Origin of the sequence: Lysinibacillus sp. NPDC097231, from assembly GCF_044761885.1 — a bacterium.
Classification (GTDB): Bacteria; Bacillota; Bacilli; order Bacillales_A; family Planococcaceae; genus Lysinibacillus.
This window is the reverse complement of record NZ_JBIWDH010000012.1, coordinates 65265-90045: the sequence shown is the minus strand read 5'-3', so window position 1 is coordinate 90045 and position 24781 is coordinate 65265. Positions and strand designations below refer to the sequence as shown.

Annotated in this window: 19 protein-coding genes; 11 read left to right on the top strand and 8 right to left on the bottom strand. The window is 37.4% G+C overall.

Annotated elements, in window-relative coordinates; translation table 11 throughout:
* The first annotated feature begins 195 nt into the window (after positions 1-195).
* Positions 196-2259 (top strand): multicopper oxidase family protein, encoded by a 2064-nt coding sequence (locus ACIQXF_RS09655; protein WP_402782098.1) that lies wholly within the window; start codon positions 196-198, stop codon positions 2257-2259.
* A gap of 347 nt (positions 2260-2606) precedes the next feature.
* Here ACIQXF_RS09655 and ACIQXF_RS09650 read toward each other — a convergent pair whose 3' ends face one another.
* From ACIQXF_RS09650 to ACIQXF_RS09640, 3 genes are all read right to left on the bottom strand, one after another.
* On the bottom strand, positions 2607-5576 hold the full coding sequence (locus ACIQXF_RS09650) for an efflux RND transporter permease subunit (protein WP_402782095.1): 2970 nt from the start codon (positions 5574-5576) through the stop codon (positions 2607-2609).
* Between the two features lie 71 nt (positions 5577-5647).
* Positions 5648-6400 (bottom strand): helix-turn-helix domain-containing protein, encoded by a 753-nt coding sequence (locus tag ACIQXF_RS09645; RefSeq protein WP_402782092.1) that lies wholly within the window; start codon positions 6398-6400, stop codon positions 5648-5650.
* 174 nt (positions 6401-6574) lie between these two features.
* Positions 6575-7837, bottom strand: coding sequence for an MFS transporter (locus ACIQXF_RS09640; protein ID WP_402782089.1), 1263 nt, complete (start codon positions 7835-7837; stop codon positions 6575-6577).
* Between the two features lie 566 nt (positions 7838-8403).
* Between ACIQXF_RS09640 and ACIQXF_RS09635 the strand changes: the two genes are divergently transcribed.
* The 7 genes from ACIQXF_RS09635 to ACIQXF_RS09605 all read left to right on the top strand — a co-directional run bounded on the left by ACIQXF_RS09635 (position 8404) and on the right by ACIQXF_RS09605 (position 14246).
* Positions 8404-8781, top strand: coding sequence for a DUF2085 domain-containing protein (locus tag ACIQXF_RS09635; protein ID WP_402782086.1), 378 nt, complete (start codon positions 8404-8406; stop codon positions 8779-8781).
* Positions 8782-8792: 11 nt separating this feature from the next.
* Positions 8793-9203, top strand: a complete 411-nt coding sequence (locus ACIQXF_RS09630) for a zinc ribbon domain-containing protein (protein ID WP_402782083.1) — start codon at positions 8793-8795, stop codon at positions 9201-9203.
* Positions 9204-9224: 21 nt separating this feature from the next.
* The gene (locus ACIQXF_RS09625; RefSeq protein WP_402782080.1) at positions 9225-9530 is read left to right on the top strand and encodes a zinc ribbon domain-containing protein; all 306 of its coding nucleotides are present in this window, start codon (positions 9225-9227) and stop codon (positions 9528-9530) included.
* Between the two features lie 260 nt (positions 9531-9790).
* Positions 9791-11548 carry an ABC transporter ATP-binding protein gene (locus ACIQXF_RS09620; RefSeq protein WP_402782146.1) on the top strand — a complete coding sequence of 586 codons (1758 nt, stop codon included), beginning with the start codon at positions 9791-9793 and terminating at the stop codon, positions 11546-11548.
* Between the two features lie 17 nt (positions 11549-11565).
* Positions 11566-12243, top strand: coding sequence for a response regulator transcription factor (locus ACIQXF_RS09615; RefSeq protein WP_402782077.1), 678 nt, complete (start codon positions 11566-11568; stop codon positions 12241-12243).
* Entirely contained in the window at positions 12240-13289 is a 1050-nt protein-coding gene (locus ACIQXF_RS09610) for a sensor histidine kinase (RefSeq protein WP_402782074.1), read from the top strand. Before ACIQXF_RS09615 ends, ACIQXF_RS09610 begins: the two co-directional genes overlap by 4 nt.
* A gap of 162 nt (positions 13290-13451) precedes the next feature.
* Positions 13452-14246, top strand: coding sequence for a YqcI/YcgG family protein (locus tag ACIQXF_RS09605; RefSeq protein WP_402782071.1), 795 nt, complete (start codon positions 13452-13454; stop codon positions 14244-14246).
* Between the two features lie 187 nt (positions 14247-14433).
* Here the strand turns inward: ACIQXF_RS09605 and ACIQXF_RS09600 are convergent, their stop codons facing one another.
* The 3 genes from ACIQXF_RS09600 to ACIQXF_RS09590 all read right to left on the bottom strand — a co-directional run bounded on the left by ACIQXF_RS09600 (position 14434) and on the right by ACIQXF_RS09590 (position 17313).
* On the bottom strand, positions 14434-15759 hold the full coding sequence (locus ACIQXF_RS09600) for an amino acid permease (protein WP_402782068.1): 1326 nt from the start codon (positions 15757-15759) through the stop codon (positions 14434-14436).
* 19 nt (positions 15760-15778) lie between these two features.
* Entirely contained in the window at positions 15779-16711 is a 933-nt protein-coding gene (locus ACIQXF_RS09595) for an arginine deiminase family protein (RefSeq protein WP_402782065.1), read from the bottom strand.
* Between the two features lie 374 nt (positions 16712-17085).
* The gene (locus tag ACIQXF_RS09590; protein ID WP_402782062.1) at positions 17086-17313 is read right to left on the bottom strand and encodes a transcriptional regulator SplA domain-containing protein; all 228 of its coding nucleotides are present in this window, start codon (positions 17311-17313) and stop codon (positions 17086-17088) included.
* Positions 17314-17532: 219 nt separating this feature from the next.
* Between ACIQXF_RS09590 and ACIQXF_RS09585 the strand changes: the two genes are divergently transcribed.
* Positions 17533-18921 carry a TldD/PmbA family protein gene (locus tag ACIQXF_RS09585; RefSeq protein ID WP_402782059.1) on the top strand — a complete coding sequence of 463 codons (1389 nt, stop codon included), beginning with the start codon at positions 17533-17535 and terminating at the stop codon, positions 18919-18921.
* Positions 18922-18924: 3 nt separating this feature from the next.
* Positions 18925-20268 carry a TldD/PmbA family protein gene (locus tag ACIQXF_RS09580; RefSeq protein ID WP_402782056.1) on the top strand — a complete coding sequence of 448 codons (1344 nt, stop codon included), beginning with the start codon at positions 18925-18927 and terminating at the stop codon, positions 20266-20268.
* Between the two features lie 27 nt (positions 20269-20295).
* Here ACIQXF_RS09580 and ACIQXF_RS09575 read toward each other — a convergent pair whose 3' ends face one another.
* Positions 20296-20499, bottom strand: a complete 204-nt coding sequence (locus tag ACIQXF_RS09575; protein WP_402782053.1) for a hypothetical protein — start codon at positions 20497-20499, stop codon at positions 20296-20298.
* A gap of 204 nt (positions 20500-20703) precedes the next feature.
* Between ACIQXF_RS09575 and ACIQXF_RS09570 the strand changes: the two genes are divergently transcribed.
* Positions 20704-23850 carry a stalk domain-containing protein gene (locus ACIQXF_RS09570; RefSeq protein ID WP_402782050.1) on the top strand — a complete coding sequence of 1049 codons (3147 nt, stop codon included), beginning with the start codon at positions 20704-20706 and terminating at the stop codon, positions 23848-23850.
* Positions 23851-24266: 416 nt separating this feature from the next.
* Here ACIQXF_RS09570 and ACIQXF_RS09565 read toward each other — a convergent pair whose 3' ends face one another.
* Positions 24267-24776 carry a QueT transporter family protein gene (locus ACIQXF_RS09565; RefSeq protein ID WP_402782047.1) on the bottom strand — a complete coding sequence of 170 codons (510 nt, stop codon included), beginning with the start codon at positions 24774-24776 and terminating at the stop codon, positions 24267-24269.
* Positions 24777-24781: the final 5 nt, after the last annotated feature.

Below are 24781 nucleotides of genomic sequence, written 5' to 3'. Positions count from 1 at the left end.
ACTTCCCCCATACTTATACTTATTTCAAAGTGATACTTAATCAAGTATGCCTCGGCAGCGTTCAGCCACCTAAAATGTCGATATTTTTTATATATTAGCACAAATTATCTCCATTATTGTCCTAGTTGCCTAGTGTTTTTACCCATATGATGAAGTAATTGACGATTTTAAGAACTGAAAAAGGGATGTGATGTTTTGAGTAAGACGATTAATCCTTCTGATCCAGCAACAATTCCAAAATTTGTAGATGAGCTACCAAAACCGGTTACAGCTAAACCAAAATACTTTAGAGGTCAACAGAAAAAAGATTATTATGAATTACAAATGATTCAAGCAGTGCATTGTTTCCATAAAGATTTCCCAAAATCAATCATTTGGGGCTATAACGGGCTTTATCCTGGACCGACAATTGAAGCTACAAAAGATAAGACCATTTATGTCAGGTATAAAAATCAATTGCCTTCAGAGCACTTCTTACCAGTTGATGTTACGCTTCATGCCGCTAACGATTCACCGGAGGTAAGAACTGTTACACATTTACATGGCGCAAATGTAGATTGGGAAAGTGACGGTCATCCTGAGGCATGGTACACAAGGGACTATACGCATACGGGTCCTAAATTCAATAAAGAAATACATGAATATACCAATCATCAACCTGGCACAACACTGTGGTACCATGACCATGCGATGGCGTTAACTCGCTTAAATGTTTATGCAGGCTTAGCTGGTTTTTATTTACTTCGAGATGCACTCGAGGAGCGATCTAACTTACCATGTGGTGACTACGAGTATCCAATATTAATTCAAGATAAATCCTTTAATGAAGATGGGTCGCTTTTCTATCCTGATGAACCCCCATTCCCGGTATCCGTTCATCCTTCTATTACACCCGGTTTTGTGGGCAATACCATCGTCGTTAACGGAAAGGTTTGGCCTTTTTTAAATGTTGAACCTCGTAAATATAGATTTCGTTTCCTCAATGGCTCCAATAGAAGAGGTTATGTCATCAGCCTTTCAAATGGTGAGCCTATGATGCAAATCGGAACAGATGGAGGCTTTTTAACAGCTCCTCAAGAAATTCAATCTGTTGAGTTACTACCGGCAGAACGAACAGATGTCATTATCGATTTTTCAAAATGCGAAGGTCAGGAAATAACGTTAGTCAATTCTGATGAGGATTTCATTGATGAACATACAAGAGTAATCATGCAGTTTAACGTGTGTCTTCCTCTAAAGTGTGAGGATACTAGTGAAATACCAGAAAGACTCGCTGTTTCAATGGATTTACATTCACACGATGCACATATCGAGAGACATTTGCCATTAACTGCAACGACAGATGATTATGGTCGACCGATGTTATTATTAAATAATCGAATGTACCATGATCCCGCTACTGAAAAGCCTGCACTTGATAGTATAGAAATATGGAATTTTATTAACGCCACTACGTTTGTGCATCCTATTCATCTACATTTAGTTCAATTTAAAATACTGGAACGACGCCCCTTTAATGTGGAGCTATATCAAAATGAAGGAAAGTTGGAATTTACAGGTCCTCCTGAAGAACCTCATGACTATGAGCGAGGTTGGAAGGATACCGTAAAAACAGAAGCCGGGAAGGTCACGAAAATTATTATGCATTGGAAAGATCATGTCGGTCATTACATGTGGCATTGCCATTTCCTAGAGCATGAAGATCATGACATGATGCGACCAATACTTGTCATGAAGGACGTTCACCCTGTGCAACAGCCACATGCTGAAATTCATGATGAAACAGAGCATTCACCATCTCAGGAGCATGGCTCTTCTATTATTGTAATGAATAATAATCAGCAAACAACACCTCTTTTGAACAATGCACATAACATCACCCACTCATCCGAAGAAACAGTAGAACGCTCTGATGTTTCCTTGCAAGCTTCTGATATAAGGGTTGAGATGGAAAATTCTCAACAAACGACGCCACTTTTGATCAGTACCCCAAACATTACTCACTCAACTGAAGAAAAAGTAAAAGTAGAATCCTCTCATGTTTCCAAGCAAACTTCTGATTTTGTAGTTGAGATGGAAAATCATCCACAAACAAAGCCACTCTTGATCAACACTCGCTCAACTGAAAATCAAATGAAACATAGTACTGTTCATGAAGTTACGGATATACGAAATATTCCACAACCGATTTTGACGTCCACTGAGCTTCAAGCACGAATAAACAATCCAAGGGTACGCCGGAACAGAAGATATTGGTAATTAAAACATCATTAATCCATGAGAAAAATCACCTGTCTAAAAAGATGTCACTTTAAAATAAAGAACAAGATCCATCTCGTTAAAACCTAAAAAACATTACAATCAAAAGAAGCATGCTGTCTTTAGCATGCTTCTAATACTATTCATATTCACAAATTATGCTTTTTATAAGCTCCATAAGCAGTTACTCTAAATAAACTACCTATTCCAATGACGACACGGACATAGAATTGTTCATGAAGTTATTGATATTCGAAATATTGATCAATCAATCTTCCCATCCACTGAGTTTCAACCTCTAGAAAGAATATCTAATAGGCGTTTGAGATGGTACTAGTGTTACATTTTCAGCTCTTTTTTAATAAACTATAAAGTATCGGTACGATAAATAATGTTAAAAAAGTAGAAGTAGATAGACCGCCTATGACTACAACAGAAAGAGACTTTGATATCATCCCAGTTTCATTCGAAATAGCCATTGGGATTAATGCGCCCATTGTTGCAATAGCTGTCATCAAGATCGGGCGAATACGTATAACCCCTGCTTCAATTAAAGCTTTTTGCTTGGTCATTCCACATCTTTCAAATTGCTTTACCTTATCAACTAGAACAATGGCATTGGTTACGACAATCCCATTTAACATGAGTAAACCGATCATTGCAGGCATACCGATTGGTTCCTTCACAATATAAAGTCCAATTAATGCACCAATAATAGAAAAAGGAATAGCGAACAAGATAACTAACGGTGTTTTTCCTTCTTTGAAGGTAAAAACCATAACCAAATAAACTATAAAAATACTAATTCCTATGGCAATCGACAAATCTCTGAAACCATCATCCATTGATGCGGATACACCTTCCTTATAATAGCTAATATTTTCAGGAAGCTGTAAATTATTAATAATCTTATCTGCTTGAGCAGTCACATCTCCTACTTTTTCATCAGTAATTGTTCCATATACCATGATATATTCATTGCCATTTAGATGAGTAATCGAGGTTAAATTATTAACCCTTTTTAGTTCTCCTATTTCATGAAGAAAAACGGGCATTCCCATTACATTACTGATTTGTAGCTGTCCTAAATCTTTTAAAGATGTAACCTCATCCATTTTCATTCCTAGGTTCACTTCTCTTGTTTCATCTTCAACTCTCATAGTTGTTACTATATCTCCTTTAATGAGTGTTCGAAGACTTTGTGCAACCATAGCCGGCATAATTCCTTGTGCAGCAAGTTTCTTATCATCCAAATCGAAAGTGATTTCAGGTACTTCGCCTTCTAAAGACGTTGTCACATTCTCCATACCCTTCACTTTTTTTAAAGCGGCTGTAATCTGCTCACTTGCTCTTTTAATATTCTCAAAATTCGTCCCTTTTACAACTAGTGTATATCTGCTTTCTGCCCCTCCTATAATTCCACCAATACCCGATACTGTGATTTCCTCAGGTTCAGTTATCGTTGTTAACTGTAATCGCAAGTCATTTACATATTCATTCAAATTCTCAACAGAATCATTGACAACGAATGAAATCGTCGCACTTTCCGATTGCGTATCAATATTTGTATATATAAGGTTGATTTCCTTTTGATTTAATAATATATTTTCTACTTTACTTGCAACATCAGCCGTTTTCTCTAGAGCAGTTCCTTTTGCCATGGTCATTTCGATTTTGAAATCATTCACCTTTTCTTGTGGTAGGAAGGTTGTTCCTAACTTTGGTGCAATGATGACAGTAGAACCTATCAAAATTAATAAGGCGATGGTAAAAGTAACTAAACGATGGTGTAAAACCCAAGTCAAACTGTTTCGATACCAATTTTGAAGTCTATTTTCATGTGATTCTTTAGGAGCAATTTTTAATAAAAAAAACTTTGACAATATTGGAACAACAGTTACAGCAACAAGTAATGAAATCAACAATGAAATAACAATGGTCCAGGCAAGTGGCTTAAAAAAACCTCCTACAATTCCTGGTACAAAGGCAAGTGGTAAAAAAACAGCAACAGTTGTTATCGTTGAGGAAGTAATCGCAGTTGCTACTTCACTTGTAGCCTGCTCTATTAATTCTTCATCTCTTTCTTTTGAAGCTCTCACTCGTCTAAATATATTTTCAATAACGACGATGGAATCATCTACAACTCGTCCAACTGCTACAGCAATACCAGCAAGTGTCATAATATTTAATGTATATCCCATTGCCTTCAACAAAAGAAAAGATGCAAAAATCGAGACCGGAATGGAGATGACTGCAATAATAGTCGAACGAACATTTTTTAAAAATAATAAGGTGATGATGATCGTCATGAATGCACCTAAAAATACTTCACGTAACATAGAATGGACCGATTGATTAATTTCGATGGATTGATCTTGTAAGATTTCGACTTTATAATCTTCCGGAAAAGTTAAATTTTTTATTTCTTTTTTCACTTGTTCCACGATTGCTACTGCATTAGCACCACCTTCAGGAATGATACTGAAACTTACACCTTGTTTTCCATTAATGCGCGTCATATTGTTTACGTATTCACTATCATATGAAACCTCGGCCATTTCACCTAAAGTCGTCGTTGTAATGTTTTGCGCATTTACTTCATTAGAAAAAAGCTTTATGTCTTTAATATCCTCAATAGATTTTAGCTCGCTATTTATTCGCACTGGCAATACTTCATTTGACATAGAGATGTCTCCGGTCGGCATCGAAATATTGTTTGCCAAAATAGCTTCTCGAACATCGTTTAATGTAATTCCACTTGCCATCATTTTTTTTGGCAGGAGTCGAATAAAAACAAATTTCTCTGTTGTTCCACTGATTTCTATATCACTTATGCCTTCTATTACAGTAAGGCTTGGAATTATAGTATCCTCTACAAAAGTTTGAACTTCATCGATTTTTTCTGTAGCATAGATACCCATTGAAAAAATAATTGGATTTCCACCGGGTTTAGTTAATTCATACCTCGGTTCCCCTGCAAAATTAGGCAACTGTAATTTATCCACACTTCTCCTTACGAGCTGCTCTGCTTCCTTCATATCCATTGCCATTTCAAATTCAATAGTTGAAAATACGGCATTAGCAACACCGTTTGTATAAACATTTTTTCTCCCTTCGAGTTTCATAAATTCCCTTTCCATTTGCTCCCCTACATCATTCATAGCTTGTTCGGGTGAGGCTCCTTGATAAGGAATAACTACGGTTAAATATGGAATATCAACGTTCGGGTACTTCTCAATATGTAATGTTTGTAGTGAATAAATTCCTCCTACAATAAGAAGGGGTATTAGTAATAATATTGTTAAAGCATTTTTCATACTAAAGCGTACGAATCTTTTCATATTTGCACCTACCTTAATTTTTTATCCTCAGCCTTTTCTTTCTACCCTTACTCAATTTGTATAACTGGCAACAACAAATCCAATTGTGTGAAGTCATCCCCTCGATACCACTCAAGAATGGAACGTGTCGGTACCCATTTATGTTGAAGCGCGTATTGAAGTAATTTTATGTATCCATCCTTGATTGTTGACATTTGTTCTTTAAATGGTAATGCCAGACATATACAAGAAGGCATATGTTCAATAAAATCACTATCAGCAATACTATTTATTTTTGTATCTGCTGGAACACCAAAGCCGATTTGAGCTTTGATTACATCTTGGCCGGATAAATAATTTAAATAATAACTTTTAATGTGAATGTTTAATTGTTTTAATTCATTGGCTCTGTTCTCAAAATGTGCTCCAAATTTCCCTGTCGTGGATTGTGCTGTAAACCAAATAATTTTTTCATCATTTTTTTCAATTAAATAAATGTCATCACGGATAGAATCACTTTCTAAATAGCGTAAACTGATATCCAATAGATCGCGTTTTCTTTTAATATTGTGAATCCACATTTGCATCATTTCTTGGCGAAGCGTTTCATCTTGTTCATGTAAATAGAGTTGAATTTCATTAATAGGTACGTCTGCTAAACGCAAAGTGGATATTAACTTGACTGTTGCAATTTGACTATCCGCATACACCCGATACCCATTTGAACGTCTTTCCTCAGGGAGCAGTAAATTTTTGGTTTCATAAAAGCGTAATGTGCTTTTGGTTATACCAGTTCTTTCAGAGAATTCTTGAATTGTCATATATTTTTTCAAATCATCACACCTCTCTTAATTCCAATGTAAACCTTCAACTAACTTGAAGGTCAAGAACTTTCTACCAAAACAGTCATAAAAAAAGCCCCTTACATGAAGGGACTTTGACATTATCTAATTTAGTTGCATGAAATAACATACCCATAGTATATTAACAGTCAATTATTTTGCTGCCGCGCCCTCTTCAAATCGTAAAATTTTCTTTGTTGCTATGGCCATCACCATCATTGAAACGCAAACCATTATAATAGGAATATAGATTTGAATACTAAATGCCTCAAATAATAAGCCATACAATATTTGCCCAATTGGGGCCATACATTGAGAAACGGCAATGATAATAGCCATGACCTTCCCTAAGTTTTCATTAGGTGTTTCTTTTTGTACAACTGTAATAACGTAAATGGAAATAACAGTGATAATCATCGCTATTAAAAGAGTGCTCACAACAAATAAAATATAGGATGGATAATAGCCAATATTAAGCATCAGAGGCGTAACGGAAATAGCCATCGGGACAATCAATAATGCAGTGACGAAGATCCAAAAATACAAATTATTGATCCCCATTTTTTTTGCAAAGTACCCCATCGATAAAGCCCCTAAGATTGTAGCAAAATCGATTAATCCCATCGCTATTCCATATAATGTATCACTACTTTGCATTGTGACACGAAGAATAATCGGGACACCCACAACAAACAGTGGTGTTAATAATAAGTTTAATAATGCCGCTAAAATCATACATTTAAATATAAAAGATTGCTTTACTACATAGCTAAAGCCCCCTTTCAAATCATTGACAAGCGTCGGGATAATATGTCCGTTCATTTCTCGTTGACTAAATGGTATATTTATAAACATCTCTAATATGGCCGAGAGGAAAAAGAACACACCACTCATGATTACAAGTACTTTTAAGCCAATCATGCCGTATAGTATCCCCCCTAGCACAGGAGCCGCTACACCGGACAATGCTTGAATACCATTAACAATCCCATTCGCCTGTTCAAGCTTTTCTTCTTCTACAAGTACTGGAATACTAGCCATCACTGCAGGTGCATACATAGCACTAACGAGGGACAGCAGCACCATCACTACACCAATAAGCAAAATAGAACTATTACCAATAGCTAGCACGACAAAGAAAATAAAAACAATGATGCTACTAGTAAAATCGAAAATCACCATTAAATTGCGTCGATTAAATCTATCTGCAATAGCTCCCCCAAGTGGTGCTAGTAAAATTGGGACACTCGATATCGCAAATAGTACCGCAAAAAGATCTGCACGCCCTGTAATATCTAATACATAAAGTGAGAGAGCAAACCTTAATAGAGCAGATCCTAAAATAGAAATAATTTGGCCAACTACCATAAGGTTAAAATCTTTTGAAAAGCCTTTTCTTTTTATCTGTGATTCCATTCAATAACCCCCTTCCCCTTTTGAAAGTACATCATTTATATTCCGATCCGCCTATAAATTACTACCAGTTATAAAACAATCACTTTTATAGACCGACTGTCGGTTTATTCATATTATATGGCATATCTCCAAAAAAAGGAACCTCTTTTTTATTTATTCTCTCCTTGATACTGTTATATCTGAATTCCACCCATTTATTACACAAGCAAACATTGCCTCTCCAAACAACGCAATTCCTAAAAAAGCACACAAAGGACATAAAAAAGGACACCCAAATTTTTGAGTGCCCTTTAAATAGCTATGACTAAAATACTACGGCTGAAAATAAATCGACTATCGGTGTTTATTATAAACGAATGATACTTATCCAAAAAAGGAATGGTTTAGTTCCTAAAAACTAAAATATATTTCGATTTCCAGGGATAAATATTTACCATCAAAATCATTTATTGTTAATTAAGGGTAAAAAGGTTCATTTTATAGAATATACTACCATTTATACTTTTTATAGTATATTATAATTTTTGTTTCCTTATATTGAATAACTTAATTAAATAGGTGATTTTATGAATAAATATTTGCAATATTTGTTCCTTTGCCATAGGATGCCTAGCCGGTCCTTTTTTTACAAAGGGGTTCAATTTCCAATTTGTGCTCGTTGCACTGGCATTTGTATAGGTTATATTATCGGCATTTTTATTTTGGGATTTTACAATACTTTGCCCTTTGCGTATGCTCTCACCCTAACAATACCAATGATTATTGATGGGACGGGTCAATTATTTAATAAGTGGAGTAGTACAAATAATCGACGTTTACTAACTGGAATTCTCGGTGGAATTGGAATTGTATTTATGGTTGCCCATAGTGCTTTGTTATTTTGGCAAATAACAATTTATTTTTATAACATGGGCAAATATTTAGGTTCATTAATTTTTAACTAAGGAGACTAAAAATGTTTTGTACATACTGTGCATCCAATTTATCAGAGCATGCAGAAATTTGTCCAAATTGTGGTGTTAGAAAATTCAAAGTACATAATTACTGTCATAATTGTGGGGATGAAATAAGTACTATTCAAGATATGTGTACTTCATGCGGTATTATTTTAAGAAAATCTTCAAAAGGCAAGGGCACTCATCCACTAGTTCCTGCATTACTTACATTTCTAATACCCGGTGTAGGCCAAATCATTAATAACCAATTAGGAAAAGGAATTCTTTTCATAATTCTATTTATAATTTCTGTTTTTATTCCCTATCTTGTTGGAGTTTTTACGGTTGGTTTATTAATATTAATCGATGCTTATTTAATCGGAAAAAAACAATATGAAGGAAAAGTAGTAGGAGACTGGGAAATCTTTTAATTTTCTTTAGGAGGTATACATATGTTTTGCCCACACTGTAGTGAGGAAATAGCAGCACAAGCAGAAATTTGTCCAAAATGTGGTGTTCGTGTACAAAATACATCCCCAGAGGATACACCAAATATAGCTGTTAACATCCTTTCCGTTTGTTGTACACCGCTCTTAGGTTTTATCATGTACTTTGTATGGAAAGACAATAAGCCTAAAGCAGCTAAATCTGCTTTAATATGGGCGCTGATTGCAATCGGTATATATATAGTATTAGTGATTGTCTTTGGAATAATAGTATTTGTACTTGGTGCTATCGACGACTCTACTTATTATTAATATTTGAAAAAAAGCCAAACATTTTTAGTTTGGCTTTTTAATATGTATTTCAAATCTATAAGCCCCCCTTTTTATAATTATACGACCAAAATGTCATACCTCACTTCTGCTCATTTCATATTCAGTTCATAAAGACATGCTAAAGTAAGAAACATATAAATTGGGTTTTCTTCACTCCCTACTTATTATTATTACTGTCCGTTAATACTAGATAAAAATATTCATATTTTTACTATGATGAAAATGAAGGAGGATTATAAATATTGCACAAGACAACAAAAGATTCTTCTAACCTTACAGATTGGCGACGTTTTATTCGCCTTGTAAAACAAGCTGAGCCACCGATATGGCTTTTAATTATTGCTTTAATAATGAGTTTAACGACTACAGGCGTAGGGTTTATCGTTCCGTTATTTACAAAAAAATTAGTGGATGGCTTTTCATTAGCGTCCCTTGATTATTGGCAAATATTGTTGTTAGGGATTGCTTTTATTGCACAAGCTATTGCAAGTGGACTTTCTATTTATTATTTAAATCGTGTTGGACATCATGTTGTCGCGAAGTTACGAGATCAACTGTGGAGAAAGCTACTTCATTTGCCAATTCCCTACTATGATGAAAATGATACGGGGGAAACTTTAAGTCGTGTTACGAATGACACAGCTGTCGTCAAAGAGCTGATTACTGAACACCTTGCCAACTGTTTATCAGGTGTTATTTCTATTATAGGATCAATCATTATTCTATTAATCTTAGATTGGAAAATGACCTTAGTCATGTTAATTGCTGTTCCGCTTGCTATGATTATTTTAATGCTGTTAGGTAAGCGTATGTTTGTTATTTCAAAAGGGATGCAAGATGAGACCGCAAAATTTACGGCAGTGCTCAATCAAGTATTACCTGAAACACGCTTAGTAAAAGCTTCAAATGCCGAGAATATCGAATATAAGCGTGGCAAGAAAGGAATTACAAACCTCTTTACCTTTGGTTTAAAAGAAGCGAAAATTCACGCTCTTATATCGCCACTTATTTCATTCGTATTAATGTCTGTACTTGTTGCTATTATTGGCTATGGTGGCGTACGAGTGTCTTCAGGAGAGCTTACAGCTGGCGATATGGTGGCGTTTATTTTATATTTAATCCAAATCATTATGCCGATGACTCAATTGACGATGTTCTTTACACAGTTACAAAAAGCGATGGGCGCTACAGAGCGAATCAGTGCATTACTTGAACACGAAGAGGAAAATATTTTCGAGGGTGAAACGTTAGACAAAATCGATAAGCCAATTTATGTAAAAAATATTAACTTTGCTTATGGAGAAGAACCGATTTTATCGGATATTAATTTTGCTATTGAACCAGGAAAAGTAACGGCCATCGTTGGACCAAGTGGAGGAGGGAAAACCACTACATTTTCTCTGTTAGAGAGGTATTATCAGCCTACTAGCGGAAGCATTACACTCGGAGATACGCCTATCAACACATTCTCCCTCCATTCTTGGAGAAGTCAAATCGGCTATGTTGCACAGGAAAGTGCCCTGCTATCTGGGACAATTCGTGAAAATATTTGCTATGGCATTGACAGAGAGGTACCGGATGAGGAGCTTGAAAAAGTTGCCAAAATGGCTTATGCAGATCAATTTATCAACGAACTAGCAGATAAATTTGACACAGAAGTAGGAGAACGAGGCATTAAGCTTTCTGGCGGTCAACGACAACGGATCTCCATCGCAAGAGCACTGTTACGTAATCCCCAAATATTAATGCTAGATGAAGCAACATCTAGTCTGGATAGTAAATCGGAAATCTATGTTCAAAAAGCTTTAGATAATTTAATGCAAGGTAGAACAACTCTAGTGATTGCACACCGCCTTTCAACAGTTGTAGATGCAGATCAAATTCTTTTTGTAGAGAAAGGACATATTACGGGCAGTGGTACACATGAAACACTTTACAAGACGCATGATATGTATCGAGAATTCGCCAAGCAGCAATTACGTATTAAAGAGGAATAACGAAGGGATTTGTTAGCATGACAAAGCTATTAGTTGTGGATGATGATGCGCATATTCGAGAATTAATAAAAGTATTTTTACAAAATGAAGGGTTAGAAGTTATAGAGGCTACGGACGGTGTGGATGCACTGTCCAAATTAGCTTCTGAGAAAGTAGATATGGTCTTAATGGATATTATGATGCCAAAAATGGATGGCTGGGAATTATGTGAGGAAATACGGTCATTTAATGATAATCTACCAATTCTTATGCTTACTGCAAAGGGAGAAACCTCACAAAAAGTAAAGGGCTTTCATCTTGGAACAGATGATTATCTTGTTAAACCGTTTGAGCCAGCAGAGCTAATCGTCCGTGTTAAATCGATACTTAAACGATACCGCATTTCCTTATCACAACTTGTGGAAGCTGGCAATGTAAAGCTCAATCGCAATACACATGAAGTCCTCTATAATGGGCAATCTTTAACACTTCGTTTAAAGGAATTTGAACTATTATTTGCGTTAGCAAGCTATGCTGGAAAAACTTTTTCACGTGAACAATTAATCGAAGAAATTTGGGGATTTGACTACGAGGGTGATGAGCGTACAGTGGATGTTCACATTAAAAGACTTCGTCAACGTTTCCCACAAGAAACAAGTGGGTTTGTTATTCGCACGATTCGTGGCCTAGGCTATCGATTGGAATTTATGCCATGAGAAAACAAAAATTCTTTATAAAGCTTTTATTTGTGTTCATACTCTTTCTGACCGCTAATACCGTATTTGCCTTTATTTCCTTTCATATAACATCATGGCTTTATGATTGGTTAGGCAAATATCCACAAGGTTTTTGGCTCCAATTATGGACGGTAATCGGCGTTTTTATTCTATTTGCTTGCTCTGCTGCTACCATCTTTTTAATTGGGCCAAATCGACAGCGAGACTATTGGGATATGATTGTAGATGCATTAAGTCGCTTGGCCAAAGGAGATTTTAGTGTCAAGTTGGATGTTAGGAGAGATGATGAAGATCAATTCGGTCAATTAATAAATGGCATCAACCATATGGCGGTAGAATTAGGGGAAATAGAAAGAATGCGCCAAGAATTTATTTCGAATGTCTCTCATGAAATTCAGTCGCCCCTAACATCCATTAATGGCTTTGCTAAGGCATTGAAAAACATGGACCTCCCAGAGGATAAACGTCAGCATTATTTAGCAATCATTGAGATGGAAAGTTATCGGCTATCAAAAATTAGTGACAATTTATTAAAGCTAACGTCACTGGAATCAACACATCCCCCCTTTGAGCCCATGTGCTACCGATTGGATAAGCAATTACGCAATGTAGTGCTAGCACTTGAACCAAATTGGTTAGCGAAAAATATCGAAATGGATCTTCAATTAGAAAACATCTCGATTATGGCGGACGAAGATTTAATGAACCAAGTATGGATGAATTTACTTAGCAACAGCATTAAATTTACAGCATTGGATGGCACCATTACATTATCCTTAACGAAGCAACTAGAAACGATCACTATCGCTATTCATGATAATGGTATTGGTTTAACAGAAGAACAACAAAAGCATGTATTCGAGCGATTTTATAAAGCTGACCAATCACGATCGGCTACTAATGGCGGAAGTGGTCTAGGACTATCCATTGTCAAAAAAATCATCGATATGCATAACGGAACGATTACTGTTGACAGCAAATTTGCTGAATATACAACTTTTTTTGTAATACTCCCTCTAAAGTGAAAAGGTTTTTCTGATGAAGAGTTACTAGAAGTTCAGGAGGCTCTTGCTACTTTACAACATAAAATATTCAAATATATGTACAAATTCATCTAGCTACATAGGTACAGTCACCCATTGGCTCTTTCTTTAATAGTATAAAGATGTATGAAGGAGGAGACTCAAGTGGAAGTAATAGTGTTTGACAAGACATGGATAGAGGAACATTTTGAAACACTTCCATTATGGAAACAGTCAGCATATACAGACTTTGCTGCTATGATTGCAGATGAAGCCAATACCTTTCCCTGTATTCCAGCTAGAACAGGTTTTTTATCGAACCACCTTCGCTATAGTTTTGTTGGAGACCCACGGGAAGAGCAATCGATAAAGACGTTAGCCCAATGCTTAAAGGAATACGATAAGCACTCACAAACATTTGGAAAATATACAACACTCGCTATTTTCTTTAAAACCCCTAACGATATGCTTAACAACCTTGATGTTGAGGATTATAGAAATTTATTTTGGTCAGTTTTAAACAATTTAACTAAATTTGATGATATCGATTGGCCAAAGGAAATTCCAAGCGATCCAGCGCATAATGAATGGGAATTTTGTTTTAACGGCGAGCCATATTTTGTGTCTTGTGCAACGCCCGCACATAAATTGCGCAAGAGTCGTAATTTCTCCACTTTATTAATGGCCTTTCAACCACGTTGGATATTTGAAGAAATGAACGACTCTACTGCCTTTGGTCGAAAATTAAAGAAACTTATTCGTCAACGCATTACCGAATACGATGCTATTCCAGCTCACCCTGATTTAAAATGGTACGGGCAAGAGGATAGTTATGAATGGAAGCAATATTTTTTAAGTGATGATAATCGTAGTCCATCTAAATGTCCTTTTTTCCGTATGCAAAATTCGTTGTCCTTTCCACAGGACAACGAACAATCAATTATGCCTCGGCATAATTGAGTCCGGAATCGGCTTTGTGCTTAGGCCTGCGTGAGGGCCGACACGATGTCGGTCATTTCGGTAATGCCACAGGACGTGGCGTTTTTACCGATGCAGGTCAGTTAGCCGTTATCACATGGATGCGATGATTTTAGGCTAATATCCTTTAAGAACTCCTTTCCGAATCCGTGATACCCGCTGAAAGAAGTTAAACTTGCGACCTATATTTTTGCCTTTTCACCACAATCCAGGTCGCAATTCCTATTGAAACAATAAAGAGCAGGCTCACAAAAAAACCGAGTCTGCTTGTTTTTTCCCCTAAGGTTCCAGACACCGTTACAGCGATGAGCAACATCCCGATACTATTTTTCACATGCTGCCCCTTCGATAGCTTCATCAGTTTCGCATATGTTACTAAAATAAAGAGCCAGTTATAAATCAGCATTAAGCCCGCAGCCGTAATCAAGTATTCAAAAATCTTATCTGGCATGAGAAAGCCAATAACAATGGTAATAATTAAGCCACTTGTTATAAAGAGAAATGCAGGAAATGGAACTTTCATTTTACCTTTCTTTGCTAGTAATGCAGGAGCGTCATGATCCTCTGCCAGTGTAGTGAGAATCGTAATGACTGCATATAAAGAGGCTACCATTGTTGAAAAACCGGCAATAATTAAAACACCATTAAAGATATCTGCCACAAAAGGTAAATGATAACCATGAAGAGCTGTGATAAAAGGACTTTCATCGATATTAAAATCTTTCCAGGAAACAAGTGCCAACGCAAGCATAATAGCCATGATGAAAATAACAGTTATGACAATTAACATCACCTTTCCGGCTTTTGGTGCTTCTTTAGGATTTTTTAAATCAATAACCATTAAACCCATCACCTCAATTCCCCCAAACGCATAAAAGGCATACAGAAGTCCAAGCCAAATTCCTTTAACACCTTGTGAGAAAAATTCATCATAATTTGTATATAATGAATCAAGTGTAGATGATTGCGCGTTCATCCCTTTTACGATTAACATAACAGCTACTATAATGAACATCATGATCGCCGCTGCCTTTAAAGCACCAAAGATATTTTGAAAGTTTTCAAAGCCCTTCATACCAGTGAGAATAACGACTAATCCAAGTGCAGCATAAATTGACGCAGCAACCCATAATGGAAGCGCAGGAAACCAAAACTTCGTAAAAATACCAAGTGCCATCAATTGGCTCCCCATTATCAATATCTCAGATATCAAATAAACCCAGCCATTGCTAAACCCCGCCCATCTTCCAAATGCTTGCTTTGCATAGGTACGAAACGAGCCTTTATCAGGGTTAGCAACAGACATTTTGACAAGTGCATCATAAACAATGTAAGTACAAATTGCCGCTAATAAAAAAGGAATTAACACAGCAGGACCACTTTTATGAATGGCCATACTTGTCCCAAGGAAAAACCCTGTTCCTAGTGTACAACCTATGCCGAGAAGCGAAAGTTGCCACCAAGACAACCTCCCTTTGCTTGTTTTAGCTGTCATTTTCATCAACCCTTTTTGCTTACTTTCTTACCAATGGCAATGTCATACAACGAAGTCCACCACCGCCTTTTTCAAGCTCTGTGATTTCAACTTCTATCAAATTCTTTTTCAGTAGTAGTGGATGCTTTGTGAAATGTTGCTTTGTTGCTTGCTTACTAATCAACAGTGTTTCCGGATCAAGGTTTACAAAGTTAATGTCGGGAATTGTCTTATATTTTTCTAGCCAGTAGACATCGAAACCATGTCGATTTAAAAATTGCTCTGTCATTTCAAAACGATTGCTTTGTTCTGAGAACACTTGCACTGGGAAATAACGCACAAAGCTTTTAGCAATCACCAAATTAAAGTTCGCTACATTACAATTCATATCTAAATGAAGCGTATCATTTCCTTTCGGCAAATCAATAACGGCAATTTCAGAAAATCCTTCGTGAAAGATACTATTCTTAATACTCTCGATAGCCTCTAATGTCGTTCTCATACCGAGATTAATGAGCACAGCATCCTTATTTAAAATTAACACATCACCACACTCGAATGGATGAGGCTGCGACTTTATCATAAATTGTTGTGGAAACCACTTTGTTAAAAGTGAATGAGCATGTGGATACTCTGGGCGCCTTAACGGGCTTCCTGTATGTCCAGGTAAAAGTTGATTGCCAATGACACAGGCAAGATCGCGCACAAAATAGCGATTAATAAGCTGTTCACTTAATAGTTGCTGTTCATTCGATAGCTCTTTCGAATACTCTATAACCTTTACACCTGCATTTTCTAGTGTTGTCTTTACTTCCATAAAATTCTCCATTGCCTTTACATGATTGACAGTGGCACTCCACCCAACATTCTCGGCTGTTGTTAAATCTGCTACATCTAATTTTGAAGGTGCACATAGCATAACAACCTTCAGCTCTTCATGCTCCGACCAACAATTTACTTGGAATGAGTCCATCCTATTCTCCCCTTCTTCATTACTCTCTCTGTTAGCGTTACCATCGAGATTGGGATTATACAAATGCAAATAAAGTGTTATTGCCAAAAGATATGATGGAGGTTTGGGCTTCCCGGTGGTTTGATGGAATTGGGAGAAAGCATGGAAGGTAGAGAGGTTCTGGAAGAAATAGGATTGTCGTTATTAGGTATTTTTTCTGGTCCTTATTAGTATTTGAAAGTTTCTAATGGGGACGAATTATACTCCGTAACAAGAAATGTGAAAGGCGATTTAGCGATTGGTTATCAAGAATAAGAGACAATATTTAGTTAATTAAGCCATATGTATCACAATTATTGGATTGAAGAGAAAACACATTGTTCTCCCCTCCTCCATCAATGATAATACTGATGATACGCTTGCTCAGCGTCCATCTCGCTCGTAAAAATTAACATATCACTCGTTAACGGATAATACGTTTCAAACAGAAAAAACGCCAGCTCCCCTGGATGATCCGGATTATTCACCACTGCCGTTTCCTGTATATTTGCTACACCCTGAATATGTGGATCACGATAAAAAATGTAAACGATATCCCCTACATTTAATTTTTGTTGCTGCATGTCATCACCTTCCTACGTCTTTCCATTAGTTTGGCTTAGGAAGAAGATAATTATGATTCCGTTTTTCGATTTTTATATATGGCTCCCCATCATAAAAAAGCTTTGTTCAGAATATATATAAATTTGTGTTGTTTATTTCACGAGATTTGCATTCCGTCAATATTTTACAATACGTAATTCTCGAATTATTCAGTATACTCAGGAAAAGGAGGAAGAAACATGATTAAACAATCAATTATTGAAAATGTACTGGAAGCTGCCCTCTCAACCGGTGGCGATTTTTCAGAAGTTTTCATCGAAGATAAGTTTGCCAATGAGTTAACATTACAAAGCGGAAAAATTGAACAAAGTATTTCTGGGCGTGACTTCGGCATTGGTATACGCATTTTTTCTGGTCTTCAATGCATCTACACGTACACAAATGATTTTTCAGAGGAAGGTTTATTAACAGCAGCCAAACGAGCAGCGCTTGCTATTAAAGGTGGTGCTACCGGAACGATTCAACCACTAACAAAAGAAATTATTACGCCTATTCACAATATTTTAATTCTCCCAAATACTGTAGAACATGCAAGAAAAGCGACAATCATGCGTCAGGCTAATAACATTGCTAGAAATTATGATGAACGCATCAATCAAGTTAAAGTTCGCTATCTGGACGAAGAGCAACATATTTTAATCGCCAACTCAGAAGGAAAATTTGTAGAAGATACGCGTGTTCATAGTCGACTTACCATCCAAGCAACTGCCTCTGAGGGTAATGAAATGCAAACGGGCTTCTATGGTCCTGGTGCACATGCAGGCTTTGAATTTATCGAAAAACTAGATCTGGAGCACTATGCTGGTGAGGCTGCACGTATTGCAGTCACTATGCTTCATGCCGATGAATGTCCTAGCGGTAAATTTCCAGTTATCATTGATAATGAATTTGGTGGTGTTATATTTCACGAGGCATGCGGTCATGGTCTTGAAGCAACAGCCGTCGCGAAAAACAATTCAGTTTTTGCAAACCGTATTGGTGAAAAAGTTGCCCCTGATATTGTTACATATATTGATGATGGCACACTTCCAAACGAATGGGGTTCTCTTAACATTGATGATGAAGGAGAAAAAACACGAAAAAACATCTTAATTGAAAATGGTATTTTAAAAGGCTACATGATTGATAAATTTAATGCACGTCGTATGAATGCTGAACCAACCGGCTCTTCTCGTCGCCAATCCTATCGCTTCAATCCAACATCCCGAATGACGAACACATTTATCGCTCCAGGTACTTCTACACCTGAAGAAATTATCGCATCTACCGAATATGGTATTTATGCAAAATATATGGGTGGCGGTCAAGTAAATCCAGCAACTGGAGACTATAACTTCGCGGTTATGGAAGCTTATGTTGTTAAGGATGGAAAAATCGATCGACCTGTACGCGGTGCAACACTTATAGGCAACGGAGCAAAAACTTTGCAGCTAGTTGATCGTGTTGGTAATAATCTTGCGCATGGTGCAGGCATGTGTGGATCCATTAGTGGTAGTCTTCCTGTCAATGTTGGCCAGCCAATGATTCGCGTAAGTGAAATAACAGTTGGAGGAACGAAGGGAGAATAATTAATGAACATTGTTGAATATCAAGAAAAACTACTCGGTAAGGCGATAGAAGCTGGTTTTAAAGAAGCAGAAGTATATTTTGAACGAAAAAACTCTTTTCAGTGTATGCTTTTCGAAGGACAAATTGATAGCTATGAAACATCTGAGGATGGGGGTTTAAGTCTACGTGGGCTGCATAACGGGAAAATGGGTTACGCCTATACAGAAAAATTAGACGATGATTCGATGTCCTTTTTAATCGACAGTGCAAAAGCAAATGCAGATGTTCTAGATGAAGATGAGAGCATAGATATTTTTGAAGGCAGTAATGAATACACGCCCTATGAATTTTATAATGAAGAATTAGAGACTATTGGAATTCCTGAAAAAATAGAGCTACTTCAATCAATTGAACGAAAAATTCGCGCATACGATTCTCGCATTGTCACACTTGATTACTGTTTGCTTCAAGAATATACGGCTGAACGCTCATTAGCGAATAGTAAAAATCTTGCCTTATCACATAAGGAGAATGGCATAGTTATTTTTCTCTCTACGGTTGTAAAAGAAGGTGAGGAACTGAAAACCGGTGGCTATTTGAAAATGACACGTGATTTTCATTCTCTTGATGCTGATGATATTGCTAAAGAAGCGGCTGAGGAAGCTCTTGCGAATCTGGGTGAAAAATCAATTCCATCTAGAAAATATCCAATTATCTTACGCTCAGACGCGGCAGCATCTTTATTAAGTACCTTTATGCCGATACTGTCCGCTGAAAATGCTCAAAAAGACCAATCCTTGTTAAAAGGAAAGGTAGGACAAAAAGTGGCGTCAGAGGCTATTACATTGCTGAGTGCTCCATTTCATCCAGCTGCTTTGTCTGGTTCCAGCTTTGATGGAGAAGGTGTTGCAACAAAAGAGCAGGCAATTATTTTAGATGGTACACTCCAAACATTGTTGCATAATAGAAAAACGGCGAAAAAGGACGGTTGTGAAACAACTGGGCATGCACATAAAGATTCCTACAAAGGAACCTTATCTATTGCACCCCAAAACTTATATATTTCAACTGGTAAGAAAACTCAAGACGAGTTAATGAAGTCGGTTACTGACGGAGTGCTTATTACAGAATTATCTGGACTACACTCTGGTGCGAATACGGTTTCTGGTAATTTTTCAGTAGCTGCAAAAGGATTCCATATTCAAGATGGTAAAATTGTCTCCCCTGTCAAGCAAATGACAATAGCCGGAAACTTCTTTGAGTTCTTAAACAATATCGAAGAAACTAGCTCAGAGCTTTACTTCCTACCAAATGGGTATGGCTCCTCATCCCTACTTGTAAAGGAAATATCAGTAACAGTGGAATAAAACAAAAAACAAGTCTCCATTTAAAGATCAAACTAGAATATAGGGTACTTCTCGACAATGCTTGTCGCTTATCAACGCGACAAGCTTTTTGATTGCAGAGTGACGGATAGAAGAACCAAACTGACGGATAGAACCAGCGAAGTAACGGATGGAAGGGTCAAATTGACGGAAACCTGAACCCAATGGTATAAAGCAAGCCATCGTCCTTACATCGATTCGTTTTTTAATCATAGAAATGTAATTCTCTCCATTCGTACTATTGCAAAAAGATACAATTAACAGGCCCAATAAGGATGAATGGTGTCAATGTCGTACCGTTTTGGTTAAATTTTCTTCACAAGGTAAAAAAACGAAACTATTCTGCCTGTTGAAACGTTTAATTAGATGATGATAATTATCATGCCGGGGCAACCGAAGGGCATGAGGGAGGATGGAATGATGAAGAAAATATGGACTATGTTTCTTGCAGCGATACTTATTGTACCGTTATTGCTGCAGCCAGCGACCGCTCAAGCGGCTAAAGCCATCACAATTAATGTGGACGGGGTTCAATTGAAGCTCGACCAGCCACCAGTGATGATTCAAGGGCGTGTTATGCTGCCGCTTAGAGCAATCTTTGAGGCATTGGATGCAACAGTAGATTGGAATCAAAAGAGTCAAACCGTTACAGCGATTAAAGCAGATACAACGGTAGTTCTCAAAATTAAATCAAAGGTAGCTACAATTAATAACCAGTCAGTTACACTTGATGTACCAGCACAGATATTAAGAGGCAGAACAATGGTTCCAGTCCGCTTCGTTAGTGAAGCGCTTGGGCAGAATGTTGACTGGAATTCGAGAGATCAGATCGTAACTATTAAATCTGATAAATCCAATCAACCGAAACCCAATAAACCTAATACTCCAAGCAATATTAGTATATCTCCAGTGAGCTATGTGTCGCTTCGAGATGTTGGTAATCAAGGAGATGGGCGTGACCTGGAGGTTACCTACTCCAAATCGTCTACTGAATCACTTGTGGATCATTACCGAGTGCTAATTGTAAAAGCGTCAAAGAGCTTCAATCGAACGCTGGCAATGAATGTCTCTGCATCAAATTATACGAAAGTATCGCCTGCCGGCTCGGATCGTTCCATAATATTAACCCAGAGTTCACGGGATGTGGACGGAGACTATATTAGAAATGACCAGTCTTATGTGGCTTATGTGCTTACCGTTGGAAAAGGTTCATATTCCAGCGTATTATCGAAATCTTCTCAGAAGATTTCCCTAACTAACGATTCTGCGGTTACAGCGGTCACGAATGTGAAAATTAGTGATATTAGCGATTTTAACGATGGACGCGACATTTCGGTCAGCTTCACTCGTCCGCAAAATGACAACAATATTTCGAATTACCGTGTGTTTATCGTAAAGACAAAGGATGCTAACAATTTCAGTCTTACTACTGCGAATAATTTATCCAATAGCTACTATTCGACAGTCAATAAATCGGGAAGCAATGGCAGCACGTTGACAGGAACTCTGTCTTCCTCGGCACGTGATACCGCTGGTGATTCCATTAAGAACGGCGTACCTTATACAGCGTTCGTCCTGTCTGTAAGTAGTAAGAATTCAGCTGATAATAAGCTATCGTCTGCTTCATCGTCAGTAACACTTAGTCCGAATACAGTGTCTACACCGGCTATTACTCAAGTTGATGATGTTAATGACTTTGGGGATGGACGCGATCTGCGGGTTAGCTTTAACAAAGTGTCCGATGAGTCCAACATTAGTTCTTACCGGATCTTTGTTGTAAGAGCCAACAACTATTCGAACTTCACATTGACGAAGGCAAACAGTCTGTCCAGCTCTTATTACACGCAAGTGAGCAAAACAGGCTACAATATTACTCAGGCTCTCTCTTCAGGGGCACGAGATACAGACGGTTACGCCATTCAGAATGGGGTCAGCTATCGCGTATTCGTAATGGCCGTAGCTACGAACTCAGTGAATAACGTGTTATCGTCTGCTTCCAATGCGATTACGTTATATAGCAATGTGGGTACAGTATCGAATCTCTCTGCCAGCGATGTGAGTGACTATGGCAACGGTCGTGACCTCAATGTCTCTTTCACTAAAGCTGCGAATGAGTCTAATATTAGTCAATATCGAATTATGGTTGTACCAACAGCGTATTACAGTAGCTTCAGTCTGTCAGATGCTAATAGTGTATCCAGCAGCAATTATACTACTGTAAACAAATCAGGAAATAACACTTACGGGCAGGTACTATCAGAGAATGCTCGGGATGTGCGCGGTAATAAAATTTCGGATGGTATTAGCTACCAAGTCTATGTTCTGTCGGTAGCTAATGGCAATAATCCAGGAAGCAATGCGCTGTCCACGCCGACGTCTACAATTACGCTCGGTAAGAACAATGTGCAGGCTGTATCCAATCTGAATGTTACTAATGTAAATAATTATGGAGATGGCCGTGATTTGCAAGTAACGTTCACGAAGCCTTCTGATGAATCGAATGTCAATCAATATCGGATTATGGTTGTGCCATCAGCGTATTACAGCAGCTTCAGCCTGTCGCAAGCAAATAACAACAACTCTTATTACATCACAGAGAGCAAAGGCGGAAATAAAACGGTAACTATATCGTTGGATGGTGCTAAGGATGTTCGCGGTAATAACATTACGGATAGCACAAAATACCGTATCTATGTACTGACTGTAGCGAATGGAAATTCGAATGCCAATGTCCTATCTTCTGCTTCGTCAGAGATCACGCTAAATAAAAACAAAGCTCTGCAAGCGGTAAGCAATGTTCAAGCACGCGATGTAGGTGATAATGGAGATGGCCGAGATTTACAGGTATCGTTCACGAAGCCTTCCGATGAATCGAATATAGAAAATTATCGAGTTCTAGTAGTACCTACAACTATATACTTCGATGCTTCAAAAGCAAGCAACATCAATAACTATACCGTCGTAAGTACTTCTGGCAGCAGTACTATACTTCTTGGCGATAAGGCAACGGATATAGACGGGAAATCTATCACTAATGATACGCCTTATTCTGTCTACGTATTGTCAGTTGGAAAAGGTAGTTCTGCTGGCACATTTACATTGTCTAATGCTTCGAATGAAATTACGTTAACCAATACTGCCCCGGTAGAAGAGGTAGAAGCGGTAACTAATGTAAGTCTTTCTATCAATGGGAATACTGGCACATATGAAGATTTCCGGATAAGCTTTAATAAAGCAAACAAGGAAAACAACGTAGAAGAATATCGAGTATTCTTGATTCCATCAGAAGAAATAACTGATTTCATTTTGTCATTTGGTAATGGGGGTACTTCAAGTAATTACACTTCAATCAAAAAAACCGGTGGTAATATAATCGGTGAATCTTTATCACCGAATGCAACTGGCAGTCAAATCAATACGGATATTACTTATAAGGCTGTAGTAATGACCGTAGCCAAATCAGGAAATTCAAAATTATCTCAACCGTCTAATCCGCTCAAACTTGAGAAAGATGATACCTCGATTGAGGGGAAAAATTCTGATCCATCTAACCCTCATCCTTAAGAGATAGGCTAAAATAATTTCTTCACAGAAGGGACTCCTCAATGGTTCTTCATGAACCATAAGAGGGGTCCCATTTTGCTATGTTTTGAACAGCGCATTTGTACTTTGAGGTTTCTATCCGTCATTTCGGTGATTGTATCCGTCACTTTACCGGTTTTATCCGTCACTTTAAGGTTTCTATCCGTAACTTTTTTCTTCCGACCCGCTTCTATGAAGACTGGTCTAATCTTGCATTGGGTAATCAAATATATGTACATTAAAAGACAAGCTATAGTGGAAAATCGTCGCCCGGATCTTGTGCTGGAATATGCTAGACAAAATTCGGACAAAAGGCTTATATGGTGTTCTGCTGAATGTGCTATAAGGAATGAAGAAAAGCAATTTCCTTATTAAAGGAAATCGCTTTTCTTTGAAAGTTATTTCGATAAATCAATTTTTTTATTTAATAAATAAATAGTCATACCTCCAACAGTCATTGACAATAACTCCCCAATCCCTACCGTGAACCAAGTTGCCCAAAACGGAAGGTCATAAAGAATTGTTAATTGTCCTGCAACGGTGAACATTGATAAAGCAAAAATCAATGCGGTGATAACCATTTTTACAAGATCATTTGTTATATTTTTCGTTATTCTTCGGCAAAGAAGTAATACTAAAAATGTCGCAATTCCACCAATAGGTACATCTAATACCCACGTTGGTGACATAAAATTTGCGAGTACTACTCCAAGAGTCACAGCTAATACATAGCGCTTGTTGTAAAGGGCTAGATAGTTGAACATCTCCGACAATCGTAGCTGAACTGCCCCAAAACTAATGACTGACAATAAAACAGTTACAGCTACATATAGAGCTGCAACAAGCGCTGTCTTTGTAAGTTCACTTACAGAAGCACGGCTTGAATCTTTGACAATAGATGTATTCAATTTTA

Bases quoted from the DNA above. Each gene is read 5' to 3' on its own strand.
- ACIQXF_RS09650 (WP_402782095.1), bottom strand. From the start codon at position 5,576: ATGAAAAATGCTTTAACAATATTATTACTAATACCCCTTCTTATTGTA.
- ACIQXF_RS09645 (WP_402782092.1), bottom strand. From the start codon at position 6,400: ATGACAATTCAAGAATTCTCTGAAAGAACTGGTATAACCAAAAGCACA.
- ACIQXF_RS09640 (WP_402782089.1), bottom strand. From the start codon at position 7,837: ATGGAATCACAGATAAAAAGAAAAGGCTTTTCAAAAGATTTTAACCTT.
- ACIQXF_RS09635 (WP_402782086.1), top strand. From the start codon at position 8,404: ATGAATAAATATTTGCAATATTTGTTCCTTTGCCATAGGATGCCTAGC.
- ACIQXF_RS09630 (WP_402782083.1), top strand. From the start codon at position 8,793: ATGTTTTGTACATACTGTGCATCCAATTTATCAGAGCATGCAGAAATT.
- ACIQXF_RS09625 (WP_402782080.1), top strand. From the start codon at position 9,225: ATGTTTTGCCCACACTGTAGTGAGGAAATAGCAGCACAAGCAGAAATT.
- ACIQXF_RS09615 (WP_402782077.1), top strand. From the start codon at position 11,566: ATGACAAAGCTATTAGTTGTGGATGATGATGCGCATATTCGAGAATTA.
- ACIQXF_RS09610 (WP_402782074.1), top strand. From the start codon at position 12,240: ATGAGAAAACAAAAATTCTTTATAAAGCTTTTATTTGTGTTCATACTC.
- ACIQXF_RS09600 (WP_402782068.1), bottom strand. From the start codon at position 15,759: ATGACAGCTAAAACAAGCAAAGGGAGGTTGTCTTGGTGGCAACTTTCG.
- ACIQXF_RS09595 (WP_402782065.1), bottom strand. From the start codon at position 16,711: ATGGACTCATTCCAAGTAAATTGTTGGTCGGAGCATGAAGAGCTGAAG.
- ACIQXF_RS09590 (WP_402782062.1), bottom strand. From the start codon at position 17,313: ATGCAGCAACAAAAATTAAATGTAGGGGATATCGTTTACATTTTTTAT.
- ACIQXF_RS09585 (WP_402782059.1), top strand. From the start codon at position 17,533: ATGATTAAACAATCAATTATTGAAAATGTACTGGAAGCTGCCCTCTCA.
- ACIQXF_RS09580 (WP_402782056.1), top strand. From the start codon at position 18,925: ATGAACATTGTTGAATATCAAGAAAAACTACTCGGTAAGGCGATAGAA.
- ACIQXF_RS09575 (WP_402782053.1), bottom strand. From the start codon at position 20,499: ATGATTAAAAAACGAATCGATGTAAGGACGATGGCTTGCTTTATACCA.
- ACIQXF_RS09570 (WP_402782050.1), top strand. From the start codon at position 20,704: ATGATGAAGAAAATATGGACTATGTTTCTTGCAGCGATACTTATTGTA.